Raw genomic sequence first — 21,866 nt, 5'->3', positions numbered from 1 at the left:
TAATGTTATGCATGGGCTCGTTCCAAGGGGGTGCGCCGAAGCGGTTCCATGGGCTCGTTCCACCGATCATACGTGCATAGGCTCGTTTGAACGGAACCAGTCGTGCATGGGCTCGTTTCGAGCATGAGGCTGAGCCTCGTTTCGAGCATGAGGGGCAATGACAAAAAATGTCAGCCTCCAGACTCGATTTCCTGCACATTGATGCGGGTTCCATCCGGCGTATACACCGTGCCCTCATAGCCCACCACGCTGGTCATCTGACCCGATAAGCGAGACGGCTTTGAGGCGATTTGCGCGCCCATCTGTTCCAGCTTTTCGAAGGTCGCAAAAATGTCGGGCACCTTGACCACCAGCAGAGACTCGCCGGCCCGGGGACGTTGCGCGCCCTCGCGTTCCAGGGGCACAAATTCATTACCGCTTGAGCCCAGCAGGCCGATCATCGGGCCTTCCCCGCCAACCGGGTCCATCATCACAAAGTGCGCACGATTGCCCTCGTCCAGGTTGAGCGATCCAGCGGTTTCTGCGCCGCCGAATTCTGTGTCTTCAAAGCTCACTTGATAGCCCATGGCTTCGGACCAAAAGGCCTTCGACAGTTCAACGTCAGACGTGAATAAGGTCATGCGACGAATCGAACCTCCTTCGCTGACCTCACTTTTGGGGCCTAAATCGCGGGCGACACGAAAGCCAAATTGCGTGTTGCGCTTATCAATCGGGTCTCGGCCCGGCCAGGCAATGCGATTGCGTTCTGGCGCTGACAACCAACCGCCACCGCGCGTAGTGTGCATGTCGCAGCCCGGTGACCAGGTCCAGGCTGAGCCGTCGCGCGGACGCCCAATGTGTGTTGCCGCCCAGCAGTCTTCCGTCCACTCCCAGACGTTGCCGATCATATCGTACAGACCAAACGCATTGGGCTTGAACTGCCCCACCGGGGCCAAGTCCGCATAGCCGTCGCGGCAGGTCGCCGGGAACCAGGGAAACGGATACTCCTCGGCCCCATCCAGATCAAAGGTGTTGGCCCAGGCGCAGGCTTCACCGGAACTCTCACCCCAGAACCGCGAGGTTGTTGTGCCGGCCCGCGCCGCATATTCCCACTCGGCCTCCGTCAGCAGCCGGTAGCGTTTGCCTGTGGTTTTGGTCAGCCACTCTGTGTAGGCCTTGGCATCGTTCCACGACACACACCCCACCGGATGTTCGTCTTTGACCCGCTTCGGCTGACGCCGGTCTTTCCAACTGGCGGTGTCATCGTCATTAAACCCAATGGTATCGCTCCACACCCGGCATTCTTCCGTGACCTGATGCCCGGTCGCCTCGACAAAGGTTTTGAACTGGCCATGGGTGACTTCATAGCGTCCGGCTGCGAACTGGTAATCAATCGTGATTTTGACCTGCGGCCCTTCCCCTCTGGTCAGGTCGACCTCGCGATCACTGATCGGGGTGCCCATCATGAATGAGCCACTGGGAATCACCACCAACTCCGGGCAATCCTCACAGTCTTGAATGACCGTTCCCGGCGCTTGTGCCTGAACCGCAGCTGAAAGCAGCCCCGCTGCCAGAACGTAAAACATGCGCATCATAATGTGACCCCTCCGTTTAATTTTTTGAGCTTAATTCTATGAGCCCAACTCTCTGACCACTCTAAACCCTAAATCATTGCCGCGGCCATCAACACTGCCGCTGGCGCGCCGCGCCGGGCGTACATTTGTCGGGCGACTGTACCAACCGCCCCCACGCACCACACGACGCTCGCAGCCACCGTCCCAGACCCAGGCGCTGCTGTCACGCGGGCGGCCCCAGTAGCTGGCGGTGTAGCAATCCTGCACCCGCTCCCACAGATTGCCCATCATATCGTACAGGCCATAGGCGCTTTTCTCAAAAGAGGCGACAGGCGACACATCGGTATAGCCATCGCTACAGCGGGCATAGGGCCAAGCGAAGGTGTAGTGCTTTTGAGACTCCACATCGTAGGCGTTGGCGTGCTCACAGGTCAGGGAAATCGACACCCCCTCAAAAGAGTTGTTTGCCCCCCAGGGCCGGGGCGCGGTGCTGCCCGCCCGGGCGGCGTATTCCCATTCGGCTTCGGTCGGCAGGCGATAGACCTGTCCCGTCATCTGTGACAGCCAGTCGGCATAGGCCACACTGGCCGCGTAATCGATACACGACACCGGATGCGTGTCTTTGGCCCGTATCGGCTGGACCGGTTTGCGCCAACTGGCCTCCGGATCATCGATGCTGCCACCGCCGTCGCCAATCACCTGACAGCCTTTGCCTGCTTCATATCCGGTGGCTTTGACAAAGGCTTCAAACTGACCAATGGTGACTTCCGTCTCGCCAATGGCATAAGCCTGCGGCACTGTAATTGTGATCGGTGGTCCTTCGCCCGACTCTACATTGACTTCATAGGCCCCGACTGGCGTTCCCATCTCAAACTGCCCCGCCGGAATAACCACCACGCGCGGGCAATCTTCGCAGTCTTGCAATACCGCGCCAGCATCTTGCGCTTGCGCACTCAAAGACAACAGAAAAACAGCAAGTCCATAGGCGTACTTCATGGCGCACCTCGCTCAGCGGGCGTTAAATCCCGCGCCACACGAAAACCACCGAAGTCAAACCGGTGTGTGGCATTGGCATCCCCATGATACCCAGGCCGGATGCGGGCGACAGAGGTCATCCATCCCCCACCCCGCTGAATGATGCGTTCACAGCCGCCTTGCCAGACCCAGGCGCGGCCGTCTTTGGGCCGCCCGATGTGCGATTTGGTGGCGCAGTCTTCGGCAAATTCCCACACATTGCCCAGCATGTCGTAAAGACCAAACGCATTCGGCTTGAGCGACCCCACTGGGGCCACGCCCGCAAAACCATCGCGGCAGGCCATGTGCGTCCAGGCCAGAGGATAACGCTCCAGACTGTCCAGATCATAGGCATTGACCCAGGCGCAGCCCTGATGGGGATTGTTGCCCCAAGGGTAAAGACCATCCGACCCGGCCCGCGCGGCGTATTCCCACTCCGCTTCTGTCGGCAGGCGATAGAGTTGCCCAGAGCGCTCGGCCAGCCAGACCACATAGGCTTTGGCATCCTGCCATGACACACAGCTGACCGGATGATCCGGCTTCGGGTTAGAGGGCACACCCGGGCGCCGCCATGTGCGGTTGGGGTCGTCGTCATAGCGCTGAAGTTTGTCGTTCCAGACCCGGCAGAGCACCGTGGGCTCAAAACCTGTGTCTTCTGCAAAGGCCGCAAACTCACGATTTGTGACTTCGGTACGCCCCAGCGCATAGTCATTGGGGATCGTCATGTGCACTGGCGGCTGTTCACCGGTTTCATTGTCCACCGGCACACCCAGCGGGGTCCCCATGCGAAATTCACCAGCTGGGACAATCACCAAGTCGGGACAAAATTCACAATCTTTCAGAACGTCGCCAGGCTCGGCCACAGCCACTGCTGACTGAGCAACAACAGCTATAACAACAGTATAAAATAGCTTCACCCAAGCCCTCCCGACTCACACAGCTTATCCTGTGCCATGGAAAGAGTTTAGGGAAGAGTCCTGTTTTTTGAAGGTCCGTTAAGCGACGCTAAACCCTGAACTGGGCAAGGGCAGTCGACGAATCCGCTGCCCTGTGGCAGCATAAATCGCGTTGGCCACCGCAGGCGCTGTTGCCGGCACAGCCGCTTCCCCCGCGCCACCGACCAGCTGGTCAGATTCGATTAACGCGACTTCCACCTCAGGCATATTCGCCAAGCGCACCGCGTCGTAATCATGGAAGTTGGATTGCACAACCACACCCTTTTCCAGTGTGATCTCACCAAACAGGGCAGCCGTTAAGGCATAGGTGATGCCGCTCTCCATCTGATGCACCACATTAGACGGATCAAGGGCAAAGCCGCAGTCATAGGCACACCAGACTTTGACCACACGCAAATCACCAGACGACACATCCACCTCGGCCACTTGCGCATTGACCGAACCAAAACCAGGGCAGAACGCGATGCCAAGACCACGGCCTGACGGCATATCACGGCCCCAGCCTGCCATCTCGGCCACCTTATTCAGCACAGCCAGTTCGCGCGGCTTATCGACAATCAAATCCCGGCGGAATTCATAGGGGTCCTTGCCAGCCATAACAGCCAGTTCGTCCATGGCGCTTTCCGAGAAAAAGCCGTTTTGGGACGACGCCACACCGCGCCAGAATCCAACCGGAACGGTTGGCTTGTATTCAACGTAATCAATCAGCTTGTTGTCAATCGCATACGATCCGCCCACAGCCCCGCCAACAGAGGTTGGGTCAGGAAAATTGCGCGGACGGTTTTGGAACTGTAAAATGGACTGGCCCGCCAAGCGGCTGTGCATAGCAATCAATTTGCCATCGTCATCAAGCGCGGCCCTCACACGGGCGACATAGGCCGCACGATAGAAGTCGTGCTGAATATCTTGCTCGCGGGTCCAGATCAGGCTGACCGGACGACCCGGCACGGCCATCGCGGCCTGCACAGACTGTACGGCGAAATCCACTTCCCACTTCCGGCCAAAGCCGCCACCGGCAAATGTATTTTGCAGATGGACATTTTCAATGGCGAAGCCGGTGACTTTGGCCGCAGCTTCACGCGCCGCATCTTGTTGCTGGTGCGGCGACCACATCTTGCACTCTGATTCGGTGACTAAGGCGGTTGACGCCATCGGCTCCATACAGGCATGGGCCAAGAATGGCACTTCATACTCGGCCTCAAAGGATTTTTCTGCGGCTTCAATTGTTGCAGGTGCATCACCTGTTGCGCCAAAGAAGGGCCGCGCTTCATCGTCCAGCGACGCACGCATTTCTGCCCACAAGTCTTGAGAATTGATGGCGTCGCCGCCCTTAAAATCCCAATCGACAACCATGGACTCGGCGGCTGTTTTAGCCTGCCAGAAGGTTTCGCCGATCACCGCCAAGCCGCCGTCCACTTCCGTGACCGCGACCACACCCGGGCGCTTCGCGATCTCTTCTCTGTTGTCGCTGAGGATTTCACCACCATAAACAGGTGATGTACGCAAGGCCGCATACAGCTTGCCTGGAAGATCAACATCGGCACCGTAAACAGCCGAGCCATCAACTTTGGCCGGTGTATCTTTGCGACGCACCTCTTTGCCCAACAGCTTAAAATCTGCACGGTCTTTAAGAACGGGCTCTTCAACCGGCGTGAGCTTGGCGGCCGCCTCTGCCACGGCTCCAAAGGTCAGTGTCCGGCCTGATTCACCATGGGTAATAACACCGTCACTCACTGACAAACTCTCAGGCGGCACATTCAATTCTTTTGCAGCAGCGCGCACCAGCATCTCACGGGCGGCGGCACCCATTTTCCGGAGTGTCTCGTAATAGCCCATGACAGCATCCGAGCCACCCGTGGACTGACGACCGTCTTTGGCGGGGTTGCCATAGGCCGGATTGGCTGTGGCAAGACGCACTTCAACCAGATCCCAGTTGGCGTCCATTTCCTCGGCAACCACTTTGGGCAGCGTCGTGTACACGCCCTGACCGATCTCCACCCCTGGCACCACAATAGAAACCCGCTCGTCCGGCATCACCTGCACGAAGGCGTTCAGTTCAGCCGTCTCGCCCTTTGCCACCGCCGCGTGGGACTGTGGCAGCCGAGTGCCCAGCATCAGCCCGCCAGCAACGGCAGACATTACAAAGAAAGTGCGGCGGCTTAAGCTTGAGTTGGATGGAATCGAGCGAGAAGAATGGTGGGTCATATTCGGCCTCTCTAAGCGGGCAAAAAGCGTTCGTATTGGTAAATGTAGGTTTAGCATAAGCGCACCCCAAGACCAAAGCTGACGAATCGGCATTCGCCCGGTATTCGGACGGCGATCATATCAAAGCAGGCGACCTGCTCAGAATGGGATTGATATTGGTCATTCTACGGCGGTCACATCAGGTACTATGGTTTTGACCACATCAAATTGTTAAGATACGCCATATTTTGAGGCTAAAAGAGGATTTCTCTCATGATGGATTATAAGCTGCGTCAACAGGGACGCGCCAAGCTCGACTTTTTGTCCGCCTTTGGGCCTTCCATCGGTCCACTGATGCAGCAGCAGCAAGCGGCGTTAGACAAAGCCAAACTCAATGATGAGACCTTGGACGAAGATATTGATACCCGCGCCAAGCAGATTGAAGGGGTGTTGGACAATGTGTCGGCCTTTCGCGCCAGCAATCTCGTCGGTGAATGGCATGGCGATCACTACACTGAAACAGCAGCAGCGGCCTTTGATGAGATTAAAGCTGAGCTTGATCCGTCCTTTAAAGAATTGGCACAGGGCGGCACAACACTGATAGCAAACCCTGACCTAGAGGTGCCCGAGTACTGGCTGTACCCCATTCACCGCACCACTGGTGGCTGGGATGGACACAGGCATATGGGTTTTATCCACGGCGAGTTGATCCATCGCTACCTTGTTGGCAAATCGGCCAAGCCGCCTGCAGCAGGCAGTGCACCAACGGACATTTATACCGACCGCAAGAATTTTGCTGAGCAAGCCCCCCGTCGGGATTATGAGCATGTGGTCGAAATCGGATGCTCATCTGGCCCCTACACGACGAAGCTGGCAGAAGTTTTCCCGGATGCGAAAATTACGGCCATGGATATTTCCTTGTCACAACTTGAGCAGGCCCAGCGTAATGGCAACAAGCTCGGCCATAGCTGGAGTTTGGTTCAAGCAGACGGCCAAGATACGGGCTTGGATGATGAGAGTTGCGATTTGTTCACCTCTTACATCATTCTTCATGAACTGCCGGTCAAAGTGATTGAGGGCATTCTGCGCGAAGGGTTCCGCACTTTGAAATCCGGTGGCGATCTGCTGTTTGGCGACGTCGCGCCTTACAACGCGCTGAATAAAATCGCGTCCTGGCGGACGGACTTTATGGCCCGTTATGGCGGAGAACCCTATTGGCGCGGATCTTCAACTATGGACATGGTTGGTCTGATGAAAGACATCGGGTTCGTGGATGTTCGCTATGAAGGCATGGCCCCAAATAACTATCCGTGGGTGACCTACGGACGGAAGCCGTAGATTATTATGTCAGACGTCAAACTTCATCCGACCACCAAACAGGCCCGCCGGCGTGATTCGCTAAAGCCTGACGATATCAACAAAGTTGGCCATGCCATTCTCACCCTCGCCCAAGAGCTTTGGGCTGTGAAAGACCGGCAAATGGTAACAGAGCAAGTGCTTAAAGCGCGGAATATAGATATCGCGGAAGCGATTGATACCTTCCAACCTGATCCCGAAATGGAGGCAAAGCTGGCCGCCAGCCGACAGGCTTTAGTAAAGAAAATCATCACTGATCTGACCGGGGATTACGGTCCACTCGACTCGTAATTAACGCTCTCAGAATGCAACAGCTTAACGGCGCTCTCCATGTGAGCGCCGTTTTTGTTTTCAACAAAGCAATGCAGGTGCATGCGACTTAACAGCACAAATGCGTTGGCGAATTGCCAGACGGGGTTGATCTTCTCTCCCACATTCGTACGCGACAATTTGCAGGTGGCCTGAGAACGCCTCTAGTAGCTCTCCCGGCCGTAATAGGAAGTCTGGGTTTCGTGGTCGACCCAATGTTTCATTACCTTGGCCAAAAGTTTCGACCAGAACAACACCGCCCGGTGCGAGGCTTTCAATCAGGTTTTGAAAGTGGGGCCGGTGCAGGTAATTGGCAACGACGATTCCAGCAAACACCTCAGATTCAAAAGGCCAGCCATCGCCCTCAAGATCATGCGGCAAACTGTCAAAACCGGGCCGACCCTCCAGCCACATCAGCCCTTTAACATCAATATCAACAGCTGTGACGGCGTGGCCGCGCTCTAGGAAAAAATTGGAATGGCGACCATGGCCAGCCGCCACATCTAAGACAGAGCCACCCTGCCGGACGAGGTGCGCGAATCGTGACACCCAAGGGGACGGCGGAATATCGGTATCAGCAGGACGATCGAAACTTTGCATGACTTAATTTACCTACATCCCTCAGCAGAATAATTCTCCGCATCGACTCTCACTACCCGTCGAAGGTAGCATGGCGGGAACCGGGGAGGATCATTCTATGTTTCGTTCGCACATCTTGGGGCTTTCACTCGCTGCAGCACTGGCCATTCTGCCCTCAGTACTATCTGCACAAGACGCGCGCGCCCTGCACGACCGCATAATCACCTTTGATGCCGAAATGGATATCCCCTTTGAGTTCATGGAAGAAGGCAACGATGTTGGCGAGGAAACCAGCATGCAGGTCGATTTGCCCAAGATGGACCGTGGCGGCCTAGACGGTGCCTTGTTCGTCAATTGGGTGCTGCAAGGTGAGCGCACACCATCGGCCTATGCCAAAGCCCGGGAAGATGCGGAACGCAAATTCGCGGCCATAGAGAAAATGGTGCAAACTTATCCAGCAAGAATCGGTCTGGCCCGCAGTGCTGACGAGGCCGAACAGTTGGTTGCCGAGGGCAAACACTTTGCCGTCATGGGGATGGTCAATGCTTGGCCGCTCGGTCCAGACCTTACGTGGTTGCCCGAGTTGTATAGGCGGGGGCTGCGAAACATTACGCTAAACCACGCAGGACATAATCAATTCTCTGATTCCTCACGGCCGCGTGCACAACTCGGAGACGGCAAGCAGGAGCATGTCGGACTGTCCCAACTCGGTCGTAGCTTGATTATGGCCATGAATGACCTGGGCATCATTGTTGATGTGTCTCAGGTCACGCCGCAGACGGTGTTTCAAGCAGCTGAATTGTCACGCGCGCCCATCATTGCGTCACATTCGGGCGTCAAAAACATCATAGACACGGCGCGCAATCTCACAGACCCGGAGATGATCGCTATTAAAGAGACTGGAGGTGCCGTCGGGATCGTTGCCTTTTCAAGCTATTTGCGACCCGGATTGCCAGGACAACGTGAAGCCTTCAGCGCGATCATGAGCGAGTACGGCACAACCAATCTGGCAGAAATCACGGCCAGTTTTCCGGCAGAAAAAGTAGAGTCCTTCAAGGTGGATTTCGCGGCCTACGAAAAGAATTTCCCCCCCGCAACTGTTGCGCAATATGTCGATTCCATTGCTTATGCGGTCGAGCTGTTGGGCATTGACCATGTCATGATCAGTTCCGATATGGAGCATGGCGGCGGTGTGCGCGGCTGGATGAATGCCGGTGAAGCAGATGGTGTGACCAAAGAATTGGTCGCACGCGGCTACACCGAAGATCAAATTGCAAAACTCTGGTGGGGTAATTTTGCCAGGGTTTGGCGCACCGTAGACAATGCAGCCGTTCGTTAAGCCAATTTGACGCGATGCAGCAAAAGGCATAATAACAAACAAATATCAGGCGTTTTGCGCCCGTTTTCCCAGTTGATCTTTGGTGGAGCAAAGCGGTGACCAAGCCAGCGGCATCCGATACCCCGACCCTTACACTCGCAGCTGAGTTTCCAGCCGCAGATCCCGACGCATGGATGACCCTGGTCGAGAAATCGCTGGGAGGAAAGCCCTATGAGAAGCTCACCACCAAGAGCTATGACGGTCTCGACATCAAACCGCTGTACACTGCGGCCACCTCAAGCGCAGCGCCGCGATTAAAACATACGGTATCTGATCTGACGCAAACCGGATGGGACATTCGCTGCCTATCCGCGCATCCCGACCCCGTTGAAGCCAATCGACAGATTCTTAATGACCTGCAAAAAGGTGCAACCTCCATCATCTTGAAGTTGGATCCGACCGGGCGCAGCGGAACCATTGTCAAATCTCGGGCCGATCTGGAACTTCTGTTAGAAGGTGTGTTCCTAGACCTCGCACCAGTGGTGCTTGATCCAGGTGGCCCTTCTTTGCCGCCAGCCGCTTACCTGATGGATGTATTGGCCCGCAAAGATGTCGCCGCAGAGTCCTTTGCCGGAAATTTCGGGGCCGACCCCTTAAGCACCCTGGCCGCTGTGGGCAAAGTCATCGTTCCTATCGACACCCTTTTGGGGCGCATGGCGGACCTCGCCGCGTATACAGCCAAGACCTATCCCAACGCCAAGGCGTTGAATATTACAACAACCGTTTATCACTCGGCGGGATGCTCGGAGGCGCAGGAGTTGGCAATTGCGATGGCCACCGCAGTTGACTACCTGCGGCACATCACGCAAGCCGGTGTGAGCATTGATGACGCCTGCAAACAAGTGGCCTTCACCTTAACCTGTGATACGGATGTCTTTCTGACCATTGCAAAGTTTCGCGCCGCGCGGCAATTGTGGGCGCGGATTGCAGAGGTTTGTGGCGGCAAAGACGCGTCTTTCAATGCCCCGCTTTACGCCATCACAGCACCCCGGATGATGAGCCGCAGAGACCCCTGGGTGAATATGCTGCGCGGCACGGCAGCCTGTTTTGCGGCCGGCGCTGGCGGCGCCGATGCCATAACGGTGCTGCCCTTTGAACATGCCGTTGGCCTGCCAACACCCCTTGGTAGACGCATCGCACGCAACAGTCAGATTGTTCTTCAGGAAGAATCGTCCATCAGCCGCGTCGCCGACCCGGCGGGCGGGTCCTGGCTGGCGGAGTCTCTAACCCATGAGCTTGCCGAAAAAGCCTGGGCTCTGTTCCAAGAAATTGAAGGGACCGGTGGCCTCACTGAGGCTCTGGTCAGCGGACGATTGGCTGAGAAAATCGCCAAAACAGAAGTCGCGCGCGCACGCAACATCGCCACCCGTAAAGACGCACTGACCGGTATCAGCGAGTTTCCCAACATTGCGGAAAAGCCGGTTGCAATAGATACCCCTGACGTGGACAGCATTTTAAAAACTGCTGAGCAGCGTGCCGCGGCGGCAACGGGTAAAGCGGGTCAATTACCAGAATACGGCAATGGCGTTCTGATGGAAGCCCTGGTGAAAGCCGCCTCGGGTGCTGCCTCTGCGGCAACGATTGGCGCAGCCCTGAAAGGCACGCCCACAGAGATCACACCACTGCCTCAGCACAGGCTCGCAGAAGACTACGAACACTTGCGCGATGCCAGCGATGCGCACAAAGACGCACATGGCAAACGACCGCAGGTTTTTCTGGCCAACATAGGCAAAGTCGCTGACTTCACAGCGCGCGCCTCGTTTGCAACGAACTTGTTTGAAGCGGGCGGTGTTGAGGCTCTGCCAGGCCCCGGAGGATTAGAGCCCGCCGCTATCGAAAAAGATTTCGCAGCGTCAACAGCCAAAGCGGCCGTTATATGCTCGACCGATGCGCTTTATGAAAACACTGTGGCCGACGTGGCAAAACGTCTAAAGGCTGCGGGGGCGCAAGCCGTCTACCTCGCTGGTCGTGGCGGAGACCACGAAGCCGCATGGCGCGAAGCCGGCGTGGATGATTTCGTCTTCATGGGCTGCGATGTTCTAACTGTTTTGAATGAGACTCATCAACGCCTGGGAGTTTCCGCATGAACCAGATCCCAAATTTTGCCGATGTGCCTTTAGAGGACATGTCTGTGGACTCTGACAGCACAGCGCCAGAAACCACCAAACAGTCGGCCAGTTCACTCTGGACCACCCCAGAAGGGATTGATGTGAAGTCTAGTTACGGCGCTGAAGACCTCGCAGGCTTAGACTTTCTCGATACCTTACCTGGCGTAAAACCATTTCTGCGTGGCCCCTACCCGACAATGTATGCGAGCCGTCCCTGGACCATACGTCAATATGCCGGTTTTTCGACGGCGGAAGACTCCAATGCGTTTTATCGCCGCAATCTGGCTGCGGGGCAAAAAGGCTTATCGGTGGCGTTCGATTTAGCAACACACCGTGGTTATGATTCCGATCATCCGCGCGTGGTTGGAGATGTCGGGATGGCGGGTGTGGCCATCGATTCCATTTTGGATATGCGCCAATTGTTCGACGGCATTCCGCTGGACCAGATGTCTGTATCCATGACCATGAACGGTGCGGTCCTTCCGATTATGGCTCTGTATATCGTGGCCGCCGAAGAACAGGGCGTTAAACCTGAGCAACTCTCGGGCACCATTCAGAATGATATTCTGAAAGAATTCATGGTCCGGAACACATACATCTTCCCACCCGAACCCAGTATGCGGATTATCTCCGACATTTTCTCATACACATCTGAAAAGATGCCGAAGTATAATTCCATTTCCATCTCGGGCTATCATATGCAGGAAGCCGGAGCGACTGCAGACCTGGAGCTTGCCTACACACTGGCAGACGGCGTTGAATATGCGCGCGCAGGACAAGCCGCTGGCCTTAATATTGATGCCTTTGCACCCCGCCTGTCGTTCTTTTGGGCGATCGGGATGAACTTCTTTATGGAAGTCGCGAAGATGCGCGCGGCCCGTTTGTTATGGGCCAAGCTAATCAAGCCCTTTGACCCAAAAAGTGATAAATCGCTTTGCCTGCGCACCCACTGCCAAACCTCTGGGTGGTCTTTGACCGCACAAGACGTTTACAACAACGTCACCCGCACCTGCATTGAAGCCATGGCCGCAACTCATGGTCATACCCAGTCGCTGCATACCAATGCGTTGGATGAAGCCTTGGCTTTGCCGACGGATTTTTCGGCCCGGATCGCTCGCAACACCCAATTGTTTATCCAGCAGGAAACGGGGACGTGCCGGACCGTCGATCCCTGGGGCGGCAGTCATTATGTTGAACGCCTGACCTATGACCTTGCCGCGCGCGCTTGGGAACACATTCAAGAGGTTGAGGAACTGGGTGGGATGGCCAAGGCCATTCAAGCTGGCATCCCTAAGTTACGCATCGAAGAAGCCGCTGCACGCACCCAGGCCCGGATCGACTCTGGTCGTCAAACTGTAGTCGGCGTTAACAAATACCGCCTGGATGAGACAGAAAACATTGATGTCTTAAAGGTTGATAACGCGGCAGTGCGCACATCTCAGCTTGATAAACTAAAACGGCTTAAGGCAGATCGCGACAATGCGGCCTGCCAAGCGGCCCTCGCGGCCTTGACCGAGGCCGCAAAGCACGGCAACGGTAATTTATTAGCTCTGGCCGTGGATGCAGCGCGGGCAAAAGCAACCGTCGGAGAGATTACAACCGCGCTTGAAGACGTTTATGGTCGTCACGTGGCAGAGATCAAATCAATCTCGGGAGTGTATCGTAAAGAAGTGGGCGACTCTGATGAAACCGTATCGCGCGTAGCTGCCATGGTTGATGCCTTCGAAGAGAATGAAGGCCGCAGACCACGCATCCTCATTGCGAAAATGGGCCAAGACGGCCATGACCGGGGTCAGAAAGTAATTGCTACGGCCTTTGCTGATCTGGGCTTTGATGTGGACATTGGACCTCTGTTCCAAACGCCAGAAGAAGCCGCTCGCCAAGCCGTTGAAAACGATGTTCATATTATCGGCGCAAGCTCTTTGGCCGCTGGCCACCTGACTTTGGTACCCGCCCTAAAAGCTGAGCTGACCAAGCTTGGGCGCGGAGACATCATGATCGTTGCAGGCGGGGTTATTCCGCCTCAGGATTATGAGGCCCTCACTAAAGCTGGCGCTGCAGCAATCTTTCCGCCGGGGACCATTATCAGTGAAGCTGCGATTGGTTTGCTGAAAAAACTCGGCCAGGCTTTGGGCCACACCTCAGCCGCCGCTGAGTAGAGCGATTTTATGGCGCCACCCAACGTAACGCCTTATGCTCCAACGCCACCTCCGGGGCGGCCGCAATTGTCTATAGAGGATTACGCTGAGGGTGTTCTGTCTGGTGAACGCGCGAAACTGGCGCAAGCCATTACGCTCATCGAAAGCCGCAAACCGGATCATCAGACTCAAGCCCAAGATCTACTTCTGAAAGTCACACCGTATACTGGAAAGTCCGTGCGCGTTGGTATCTCCGGAGTCCCTGGCGCAGGAAAGAGCACCTTTATAGATACCCTTGGCAGCAATCTCACCGCGGCGGGGCATAAAGTGGCGGTGCTGGCCGTTGACCCCACATCGGCCAGGACTGGTGGATCAATTCTGGGCGATAAAACTCGTATGGCCAAATTGGCCACTAACGACCAAGCCTTCATTCGCCCTTCCCCAACGTCTGGCACGCTGGGTGGTGTGACGCGTACCACGCGGGAAACCATTTTGCTCTGTGAAGCTGCGGGCTTTGATGTGGTGCTGGTTGAAACCGTTGGTGTGGGTCAGTCCGAAGTAGCCGTTTCAGAGATGGTCGACTTTTTTATGGTACTGTTGGTGGCTGGGGCAGGAGATGAACTTCAAGGCATAAAAAAAGGCGTCCTGGAAATCGCTGACATGATCGCTTTGAACAAAGCTGACGGCGAAAATGAAAACAGGGCAAAAGCTTCAGCCGCAGAATATCAGCATGCGTTGCGCATCATCACTCCCAAAGACAAAAACTGGATTCCGCCCGTGGTTACCATTAGCGCTCTCCACAACACCGGCATTGAATATCTTTGGGACAGAGTCACCCGGCGTCATAAAGCTCTCTCGGAAAGTGGCGGTCTTGCGACCCTGCGCCAAGAGCAGCAAGTCAGATGGATGTGGGCGATGCTTGAAGACCGGCTGATTTCCAAACTTAAATCTCATGCGGATATTAAGACTATGGTGCCAGACCTTCAGGCTGCCGTTAAAGACGGCACGCTCACGCCGACCTTGGCTGTCGATAAGATGTTAAAAGCATTCGGGGTTTAAGACGTGACGTCATCCGTCGAGTGTTCAGACTGTTACATCCTTACCATTCAATGCCCAGATACGATTGGGATTGTAGCTGCGGTATCGACGTTTCTTGCAGATCATAACGCCTTCATTACAGAGAGCGCGCACTACGGAGACCCAGACACAGGACGCTTTTTTATGCGAACGGTCTTCCGGTCTGGGTCTAGCGATGCTTTGTCGCAAAGCAAGCTCTCTGAAGGATTTGGTGACCTTGCGCAGCATTTTGATATGCGCTGGGCCTTGGTCGATTCGTCTAAAAAAATGAAAGCCGTGATCGCCGTTTCAAAATTTGGCCACTGCCTGAATAATGTTCTGCACCGGGTTCAAATTGGAGCGATTCCCATTGAGGTGACCGCCGTGGTTTCAAACCATGAAACCTTCCGTAATCTGGTCGAGTGGCACGAAATACCGTTCCACTATCTGCCCGTGACCAAAGACACAAAACAGAACCAGGAAGCTAAAATTCTGGACGTTATAAACAGCACTCACGCAGAACTGTTTGTCTTAGCGCGGTATATGCAGGTTCTATCGACAGATCTCTGCACAAAATTAGATGGCCGCGTGATCAACATCCACCACTCGTTTTTACCGGGCTTCAAAGGCGCGCGGCCTTATCATCAGGCGCACAAGCGTGGTGTTAAGATTATCGGAGCCACGGCACACTATGTAACCCCAGACCTGGACGAAGGCCCCATTATTGAGCAGGCGGTCGAACGTGTGGACCACACGTTAACGCCAGAAGATTTGGTTTTACTCGGTCAAGATATCGAAAGTACCGTACTCTCTCGTGCCGTGCGATGGCATGCAGAACGCCGCGTGCTGCTGAATGGCAGCAAAACAGTGGTCTTTCGTTAGGTGTGGCATTTGGTTGGACGGGCCAGGTATTGTGGCAACTGATTTTATAGTGAAGGAGCGTCTGATGCGCGCATTGATCTTAGCCTTTTTTTTGTCGCTCATGGGCTCAACGGGCCTCACTGCTGAAACCACTGACGACCTCATTGCCCGGGCCAGAGCAATTCACGAGCGAGTGATCACCGTCGACACCCACGTGGACATTCCTCCGAATTTTGCCACACCGGCCTATGACCCCATGAAGCCAGGCCCACGCGGCCAACAAGTGCATATCCCCACCATGATTGAGGGTGGTCTAGATGCGACGTTCATTATCGTATTTGTGGGGCAAGGACCGCGGACGGATGCAGGGTATGCAAAAGCGCTCTCTGATGCCTTCCTCAAATTTGCAGCGATCCACCGTCTGACCAGCGACATGTATCCCGATCAAATCCAACTGGCGCGGAGCGCTGAGGATGTGCGGCGCATTGATGCCGCAGGTAAGAAAGTCGCGCTGATTGGAATCGAAAACGGTTACCCAATGGGCAAGGACATAAGATTACTTAATCAGTTTTACGATTATGGGGCCCGCTACTTTGGTTTGCTTCATAACGGACACAATGACCTCGGGGACTCTGCCGTCCCAAGCCGGCGTCTCGGGGAAACCGACGAAGAGCATGGCGGACTCACTGATCTGGGCCTCCAAGTTGTGAGGCGTTTAAATGAACTCGGCATCATGGCGGACGTATCTCATGCTTCAAAACAAACTACATTAGACATTATCGCTGAGTCGAAAGCACCGGTTATTGCCTCTCATTCCAGTTTGAAGGGTGTTTACGACCATCCCCGCAACATGAGCGACGAAGAACTTTTGGCCATCGCCAACTCTAATGGCGTTGTTCAAGTGGTTGCGTTCGATAGTTATTTGCGCGCTGTTCCACGAGGCAAGCAAGACGCAACGGCAAAGCTATGGGAGGACATGGGGATAAAGTCTTTTGGAGATTTTCGCCGCTTAAGCGAGGACGACCTGAAAGTCTACGACGCCCGCATGGCTGAGATCGAACTGGAGTTTCCCAAAGCAGGAGTCAAAGACTTAGCGGATCATATTGACTATGCGGTTGGAAAAGTTGGCATTAAACATGTGGGAATCGCCTCAGACTTCAACGGCGGCGGCGGCATCGCAGGTTGGTCAGACGCTTCTGAAACTTTCAACGTCACGTTAGAGCTGGTCAAACGCGGGTATACGGAAGAGCAAATCAGGCTCCTGTGGGGGGATAATCTTCTCAGGGTTCTGGCGGACGTCGAAGCCTACGCGAAAAGCCTTTGAGCCGGATTGGAAAGGCGTGTGCCATCTGGTTTGCCAGACTTACATCCGCCCTGATTCTAATTTTGAATATGTCCCCACCCACTGAAGCGGAAGAAACACTGCGCTTCGAGGAAGACACCTTCGTTGCACGTGATGGCGCTCGCTTACCCTATTCAGTCTGGGGGCCTAGAACCTCGCCCGATAAAATTGTGATCGCGGCTCATAGCTTTGGTGAGTTCCGCGATGCGTTCGCGCTTATTGGTCAACATCTAGCGCAACGCAATATTGCCCTTTGGGCCTACGATCAACGTGGCTTTGGATCGGCACCCAAACGCGGCATTTGGGCCGGGAAAGACGTCATGGTTAAAGACTTTCAAGATTTTGCACTGGCCGCACACAACGTCGCGGGGCCAGAGACACCAATAATCCTGCTCGGCGAAAGCATGGGGGCCGCTGTGATCATATCAGCCTTGGCAGATACAAACACTCTACAGGCTAATGCGCTTATTCTTTCGGGACCAGGTGTCCGCGAAGACCGGCCCTTTCGATATGGGTACAATGTTGCCCTCTGGCTCGCTGATAAAATTTGGCCGAGCTATGCTGTGGATGTCCCGCGTATCTATGACGACCGGCTGGCCGAACATCATGCCCGGCGATGGGCGGAAGACGAAAAGATCATCGATAAGGTTCGCATTGACACCTACTACGGACTCATTCGCTTGAGTGATGCCGCCTCAAACAGAGCTTCTGCAGCGCTACCCCCAACCTTGGTACTTTTCGGCACAGAAGATAGTCAGATCCATCCCAAATCTGTGTGCGCACTTATGTCACGATTAGAAAACAAAGGGACGCTTCGTATTTTCGAAGACAAACCTCATTTGATGTTTCAGATTAAGCAGCAAGAAGACGTGCTGTCACTGATCGATCAATGGATTGATAAACCCGGCGAAGGCATTGCTTCTGACTCAGCAACTTTTTGTGCATCAACGACACGTTCGTGAAGCCTAAACGTACCCCGCTGACAATTGGTCAAGAGGTGATGATCGCCTGGAGCCGCATCTACACGACTACGGCAATGAGCCTGGCAACCATGCTCCGGGACGACGGCCCATCAAAAATCGAAACATTTTCTTATGGTGATCATGCGGATGAGCAATTGGATGTCATGACACCCATAGACGGCATCACAAAAACAGCCGTGTTATTTATACACGGCGGTGGCTGGACCATGGGGCACAAAGAGTTTTATCGCGCCGACCTTAATCCCATCTGCAAAGCCGGACACTGTGTGATCAATGTGGAATACCCGAAAGCACCAGACCATCCACATCCCCACATCCTCAAGTCCATCTTCAAAGCTTTGCGCTGGTGCAAACATCATCAAGATATAGATCAACTCCACCTGATTGGAGACTCCGCTGGCGGTAACCTTGCAATAATGTCCGGGCTTTTTTGGGCGAATCCAAAACTCCAGAAGGTGTTCGGTGACGACGATTTGAAAGATGATCAGCTAAGCCGGGACATACCGGATGTTATCTCTGTCTCAAGTTTGTATGGCATTCTTGATCGACAAAGCTGTCGAGATGAGATGTTCGCCGGCGGCGAAGCCATGCTGGCCGCATATGGTGGACAAGCCGTCTTGGCGGAAACCGTAGATATTGATCACGCAATAACGCCAATGGATGTATCATTCGACCAGCACCCTCGGTGCTTTTTAGCCGTAGGAAGTGATGATGTGTTGTTGCAATCCTCTAGGGATTATCATCAGCGCCTTTTGAAGGCCGGACATGACGTGGCCCTTAAGGTTTACAAGGGTGCAACACACGGTTTTCTCAGCTGGCCTCAAAACGGTCAGCGGGACGAACTTATACGCAACATCGTGACGTTTTTAAAAAGTGCCGAGCCTGGTTAATCGGCAAGTTGAATTTCATGATAGTTGATATGGCCGTGATCCTGCCGATAGCCATTTACGTGAGGAGAGGTTGCGGCGAATTCTGGAGATTCATACAAAAATATAGCGGGCGCCGTATCCCGTGTATAAGCCATCACTTCATACCGTAAGGCCAGAGCACGATCCGGATCCCACTCAACCAAAGCTTCTTCAATTTTGGGCTGTATAGCCTGGTCACAATGCCAGGGTGTGGAACGACGGCAGGAATGCATCAGCATTGGCCGCATGGCATCAAAAATAGGCCAGGCGGGCCAAATAAGCGCATGCCCGCCCGCACCGCCATGGTTTGGATCTCTCAAAACAGTCTGTAAAAAAGCCGCCGCTGGTAGTTGACGGATTTCCATAGTGACGCCGACGCGCGCCAAGTCTGAAGCTACCAACTGGAACACCAGGTCCCCTGAACCCAGACCTGTTTGAGTCAGAAACTCAAACACAAATCCATCCTCATACCCAGCTTCTGCGAGAAGCGATCGCGCTTTTTCTGGGTCATAGGGATAAGGTTTGAGCTCAGGATTATAACCATAAGCCTGGTGGGACACGCCCTGGGTCGCGGGCGAGGTCAAATCCCCAAACAAGCTGGCAATAATCCCCTCTTTATTGACGGCATAATTCAGTGCCTGCCGGACACGGACGTCTGCCAAAGGTCCGCCATGCGCTGTAATAAACGTCACAGCCGCAACTGAGGCATCGAGCCACTCCTCAAGTACGAAACCAGCAGCTTCGACTGCTAGACGTTCATCCGGTCCGAGCGCGGTCGCAATATCGACACGCCCAGAAAGGAGTGCTTGAACACGGCCTGAAATGCTCGGCAGCGCGACAATTTCCAGCCGGTCCACATACGGCGCCCGCCACGAGCCCGCATAGGCCTCCATTGTGACCGTGGTTGCGCCCCAGTCATCGACAATAAACGGCCCGGTTCCAACCGGATCGTCCGCATATCCTTGGCGGCCCAGGGCGGCAAACCGCTCCGGCTCTACCATAACCATCGCACCCATATAATTGGGCAAATTGGGAACTGGGATATTCGTGATTATGTCCGCCGTTAGACGATCAATAACCCGCACATCTTGCAGAAAAGGTACATCACCACGCACACCATCTCGCATGGATGCATCGCTGGTCAGCCACCGCACCGCCGTCTCGATTGACGCGCTGGTGAGCGGTGTTCCGTTGGAAAAAGACACGCCATCACGCAGCGTGAAACGCCATGTCATTTCATCGATGTTTTCCCAAGCCACCGCCAGCCAAGGAGAGAGCTGTCCCTCACGATCGAATTTTACCAGACCATCGTAGATCGCTCCGGTCGTAAATATGGTCGGCCGCGCCGTCGTCGCAAAGGCATGACCCAAGAAAGGCGGTAAGGCATGGACCGCAACACGAAGTGTTTTTTCAGCCTGCACCGGGCTCGTAAAGCCCACCATGACAGCCGCCGAAAGAATCAGGACGCGCTTAATCCACGAGTTCGATAACGTCATATCCAACAAACCCAAATACATCGCCATAATTTCGAACGCGGGCGCTTAACCCCACAAAAGATGGTGATTCGTGTAAATACAAAACAGCGGCTTGTTCATGATAGTGGGCCATGACCTGTTGCCGCAACTCAATTGCCTTGTCCTGATCCCATTCAATCAACGCCTGCTCAATGACCGGTTGAATAGTCTCATTACAATAGCCGGGAGACGGCCAGAGACAGGAGTGAAACGACATCGCACGCATAGAATCCATCGTTGGAAACAGAGCGATAGGAAGCGTGAAAGCGTCAGCGATGTCCCCCAAGCGAATCAACTCACTGAGATACAATGTGGACGGCACAACATCGAAAACCATCTCGACACCGATACTTCTAAGATCACTGGCAACCTGCTGATACACACTGGCCTGACCTGGACCTGACAATGAGGTGCGCAATTTGAAACTAAAGCCGTTTGGATACCCAGCCTCTGCCAGCAACGCCCGTGCTCGCTCTGGATCATAGGGAAACAATGGCAAATTAGGATTGTAGCCAAAAGATGTTTTGGTCGCTGGCTGATTGGCGGGCTCCGTTGAACCCGCCATAAGAACATCAATGATGAGATCACGGTTGACGGCCATGTTGAGGGCGCGGCGAACGCGAACATCCTTGAACGGTGCATCCCCCAAAGTATTGAGAGTCACATTTGCGATTTGTCCAGAGCTGAAGGTCACAAACGACCCGCCTGCGGCAGCGATCATTTTCGCTTCATCAGGGCCGAGCGCCACGGCCACATCCACACGACCAGACAACACGGCCTGCACACGTGTTGTGCTGTCAGGTAAGGCAATTATCTCAACGCCAGCCAACTTCGGTGGACGCCATGTTGTTGGGTTGGCCTCCATATGCACACTATTTGGCTGCCATGCGCTGATGAGAAACGGGCCGGTCACAACAGGGTTTAGCGCATATGTTTCTGGCCCCAGGTCTGTAAAAGCACCCGGCTCGGTCATTAAAAGAGTCGCCGCATAGCGATCAAACGTTGGGACGGGAACCTTAGTCAGAATATCAACGGTATGCTCATCTATGATCTCGGTCCCAGCCAGCCACGGCATATCTCGGCGCACACTTTCCAACGGCGATTCTTTTCCCGTCAGATACCCAACCACATGAACCACCGCCGAAGAATCAAAGGGCACGCCATTGGAAAACACTACGTCTTTGCGCAGGTAAAAACGCCAGCGTGTTTCGCTGATAGGTTCCCACCTCTCAGCCAACCAAGGAGACACATTGCCAAGATGGTCAAGCCTAGTCAGACCATCGAATAACGCGGACGTGGTCGTGATAGAGGGTGTCGCTGTGGTGCGATACGGACTACCGAATCCTGGCGGTAGAATATTGACCGCAAGTCGCAGCGTATTGTTTGAACTTCGCTCTTCAGCTAAAGAAACATTACCTGGTACGCACCACCAAAGTGTTACTAGAGCGCATAAATACGCTAAATAAGATGCGAGTATCACAGGTTTTTCTTTCATACACTCCAAGCTGCCCTAGTCACGCTTACATGACGAGTAGAGACTTCGCCCTATGACCGCCGCCCGGTCACCTAAGCACAGAATATCTGCACGGCACTCTTGCGGATCACCAGTCTGCAGCGTACCAAAGAT

17 protein-coding genes are annotated in these 21,866 nt (G+C 54.6%); 10 read left to right on the top strand and 7 right to left on the bottom strand.

Annotated features, from left to right (window positions below):
* Positions 1–170: 170 nt before the first annotated feature.
* The 4 genes from RIC29_05405 to RIC29_05390 form a co-directional block, all read right to left on the bottom strand.
* Entirely contained in the window at positions 171–1,574 is a 1,404-nt protein-coding gene (locus RIC29_05405; GenBank protein MEQ8734338.1) for an SUMF1/EgtB/PvdO family nonheme iron enzyme, read from the bottom strand.
* Between the two features lie 36 nt (positions 1,575–1,610).
* Positions 1,611–2,549: a formylglycine-generating enzyme family protein gene (locus RIC29_05400; protein MEQ8734337.1), complete on the bottom strand. Its 939-nt coding sequence runs from the start codon at positions 2,547–2,549 to the stop codon at positions 1,611–1,613.
* A complete protein-coding gene (locus RIC29_05395) occupies positions 2,546–3,484 on the bottom strand; it encodes a formylglycine-generating enzyme family protein (GenBank protein ID MEQ8734336.1) in 939 nt (312 codons plus the stop codon). Before RIC29_05395 ends, RIC29_05400 begins: the two co-directional genes overlap by 4 nt.
* 78 nt (positions 3,485–3,562) lie before the next feature.
* Entirely contained in the window at positions 3,563–5,728 is a 2,166-nt protein-coding gene (locus RIC29_05390; protein MEQ8734335.1) for a molybdopterin-dependent oxidoreductase, read from the bottom strand.
* Between the two features lie 252 nt (positions 5,729–5,980).
* Here RIC29_05390 and RIC29_05385 point away from each other — a divergent pair, with 252 nt between their 5' ends.
* Positions 5,981–7,045, top strand: coding sequence for a class I SAM-dependent methyltransferase (locus RIC29_05385; GenBank protein MEQ8734334.1), 1,065 nt, complete (start codon positions 5,981–5,983; stop codon positions 7,043–7,045).
* A 6-nt stretch (positions 7,046–7,051) separates the two neighbouring features.
* Positions 7,052–7,354, top strand: coding sequence for a hypothetical protein (locus tag RIC29_05380; protein MEQ8734333.1), 303 nt, complete (start codon positions 7,052–7,054; stop codon positions 7,352–7,354).
* A gap of 60 nt (positions 7,355–7,414) precedes the next feature.
* On the opposite strand, the gene RIC29_05375 is transcribed toward RIC29_05380, so the two are convergent.
* Complete coding sequence (locus RIC29_05375; protein ID MEQ8734332.1) at positions 7,415–7,972, bottom strand: SAM-dependent methyltransferase; 558 nt, start codon at positions 7,970–7,972, stop codon at positions 7,415–7,417.
* Between the two features lie 97 nt (positions 7,973–8,069).
* Between RIC29_05375 and RIC29_05370 the strand changes: the two genes are divergently transcribed.
* The 8 genes from RIC29_05370 to RIC29_05335 all read left to right on the top strand — a co-directional run bounded on the left by RIC29_05370 (position 8,070) and on the right by RIC29_05335 (position 18,707).
* Positions 8,070–9,290 (top strand): membrane dipeptidase, encoded by a 1,221-nt coding sequence (locus tag RIC29_05370; protein ID MEQ8734331.1) that lies wholly within the window; start codon positions 8,070–8,072, stop codon positions 9,288–9,290.
* Between the two features lie 95 nt (positions 9,291–9,385).
* Entirely contained in the window at positions 9,386–11,416 is a 2,031-nt protein-coding gene (locus RIC29_05365) for a methylmalonyl-CoA mutase family protein (protein ID MEQ8734330.1), read from the top strand.
* Entirely contained in the window at positions 11,413–13,596 is a 2,184-nt protein-coding gene (scpA, locus tag RIC29_05360; GenBank protein MEQ8734329.1) for a methylmalonyl-CoA mutase, read from the top strand. The genes RIC29_05365 and scpA overlap by 4 nt, the downstream gene beginning before the upstream one ends.
* A gap of 9 nt (positions 13,597–13,605) precedes the next feature.
* Entirely contained in the window at positions 13,606–14,634 is a 1,029-nt protein-coding gene (meaB, locus tag RIC29_05355; GenBank protein MEQ8734328.1) for a methylmalonyl Co-A mutase-associated GTPase MeaB, read from the top strand.
* Between the two features lie 3 nt (positions 14,635–14,637).
* The gene (gene purU / locus RIC29_05350) at positions 14,638–15,513 is read left to right on the top strand and encodes a formyltetrahydrofolate deformylase (GenBank protein ID MEQ8734327.1); all 876 of its coding nucleotides are present in this window, start codon (positions 14,638–14,640) and stop codon (positions 15,511–15,513) included.
* A 64-nt stretch (positions 15,514–15,577) separates the two neighbouring features.
* Positions 15,578–16,816, top strand: coding sequence for a dipeptidase (locus RIC29_05345; protein ID MEQ8734326.1), 1,239 nt, complete (start codon positions 15,578–15,580; stop codon positions 16,814–16,816).
* Between the two features lie 68 nt (positions 16,817–16,884).
* A complete protein-coding gene (locus RIC29_05340; protein MEQ8734325.1) occupies positions 16,885–17,796 on the top strand; it encodes an alpha/beta fold hydrolase in 912 nt (303 codons plus the stop codon).
* Positions 17,793–18,707, top strand: a complete 915-nt coding sequence (locus tag RIC29_05335) for an alpha/beta hydrolase (protein MEQ8734324.1) — start codon at positions 17,793–17,795, stop codon at positions 18,705–18,707. Before RIC29_05340 ends, RIC29_05335 begins: the two co-directional genes overlap by 4 nt.
* Here RIC29_05335 and RIC29_05330 read toward each other — a convergent pair.
* Entirely contained in the window at positions 18,704–20,221 is a 1,518-nt protein-coding gene (locus RIC29_05330) for an ABC transporter substrate-binding protein (GenBank protein MEQ8734323.1), read from the bottom strand. The two genes, RIC29_05335 and RIC29_05330, sit on opposite strands and share 4 nt — an antisense overlap.
* Complete coding sequence (locus RIC29_05325) at positions 20,196–21,719, bottom strand: ABC transporter substrate-binding protein (GenBank protein MEQ8734322.1); 1,524 nt, start codon at positions 21,717–21,719, stop codon at positions 20,196–20,198. The genes RIC29_05330 and RIC29_05325 overlap by 26 nt, the downstream gene beginning before the upstream one ends.
* Positions 21,720–21,866: the final 147 nt, after the last annotated feature.

Source organism: Rhodospirillaceae bacterium (genome assembly GCA_040219235.1).
Lineage (GTDB): Bacteria > Pseudomonadota > Alphaproteobacteria > Rhodospirillales > Rhodospirillaceae > WLXB01.
The sequence above is the reverse complement of the archived record's forward strand: the minus strand, read 5'-3'. Positions and strand labels throughout refer to the sequence as shown.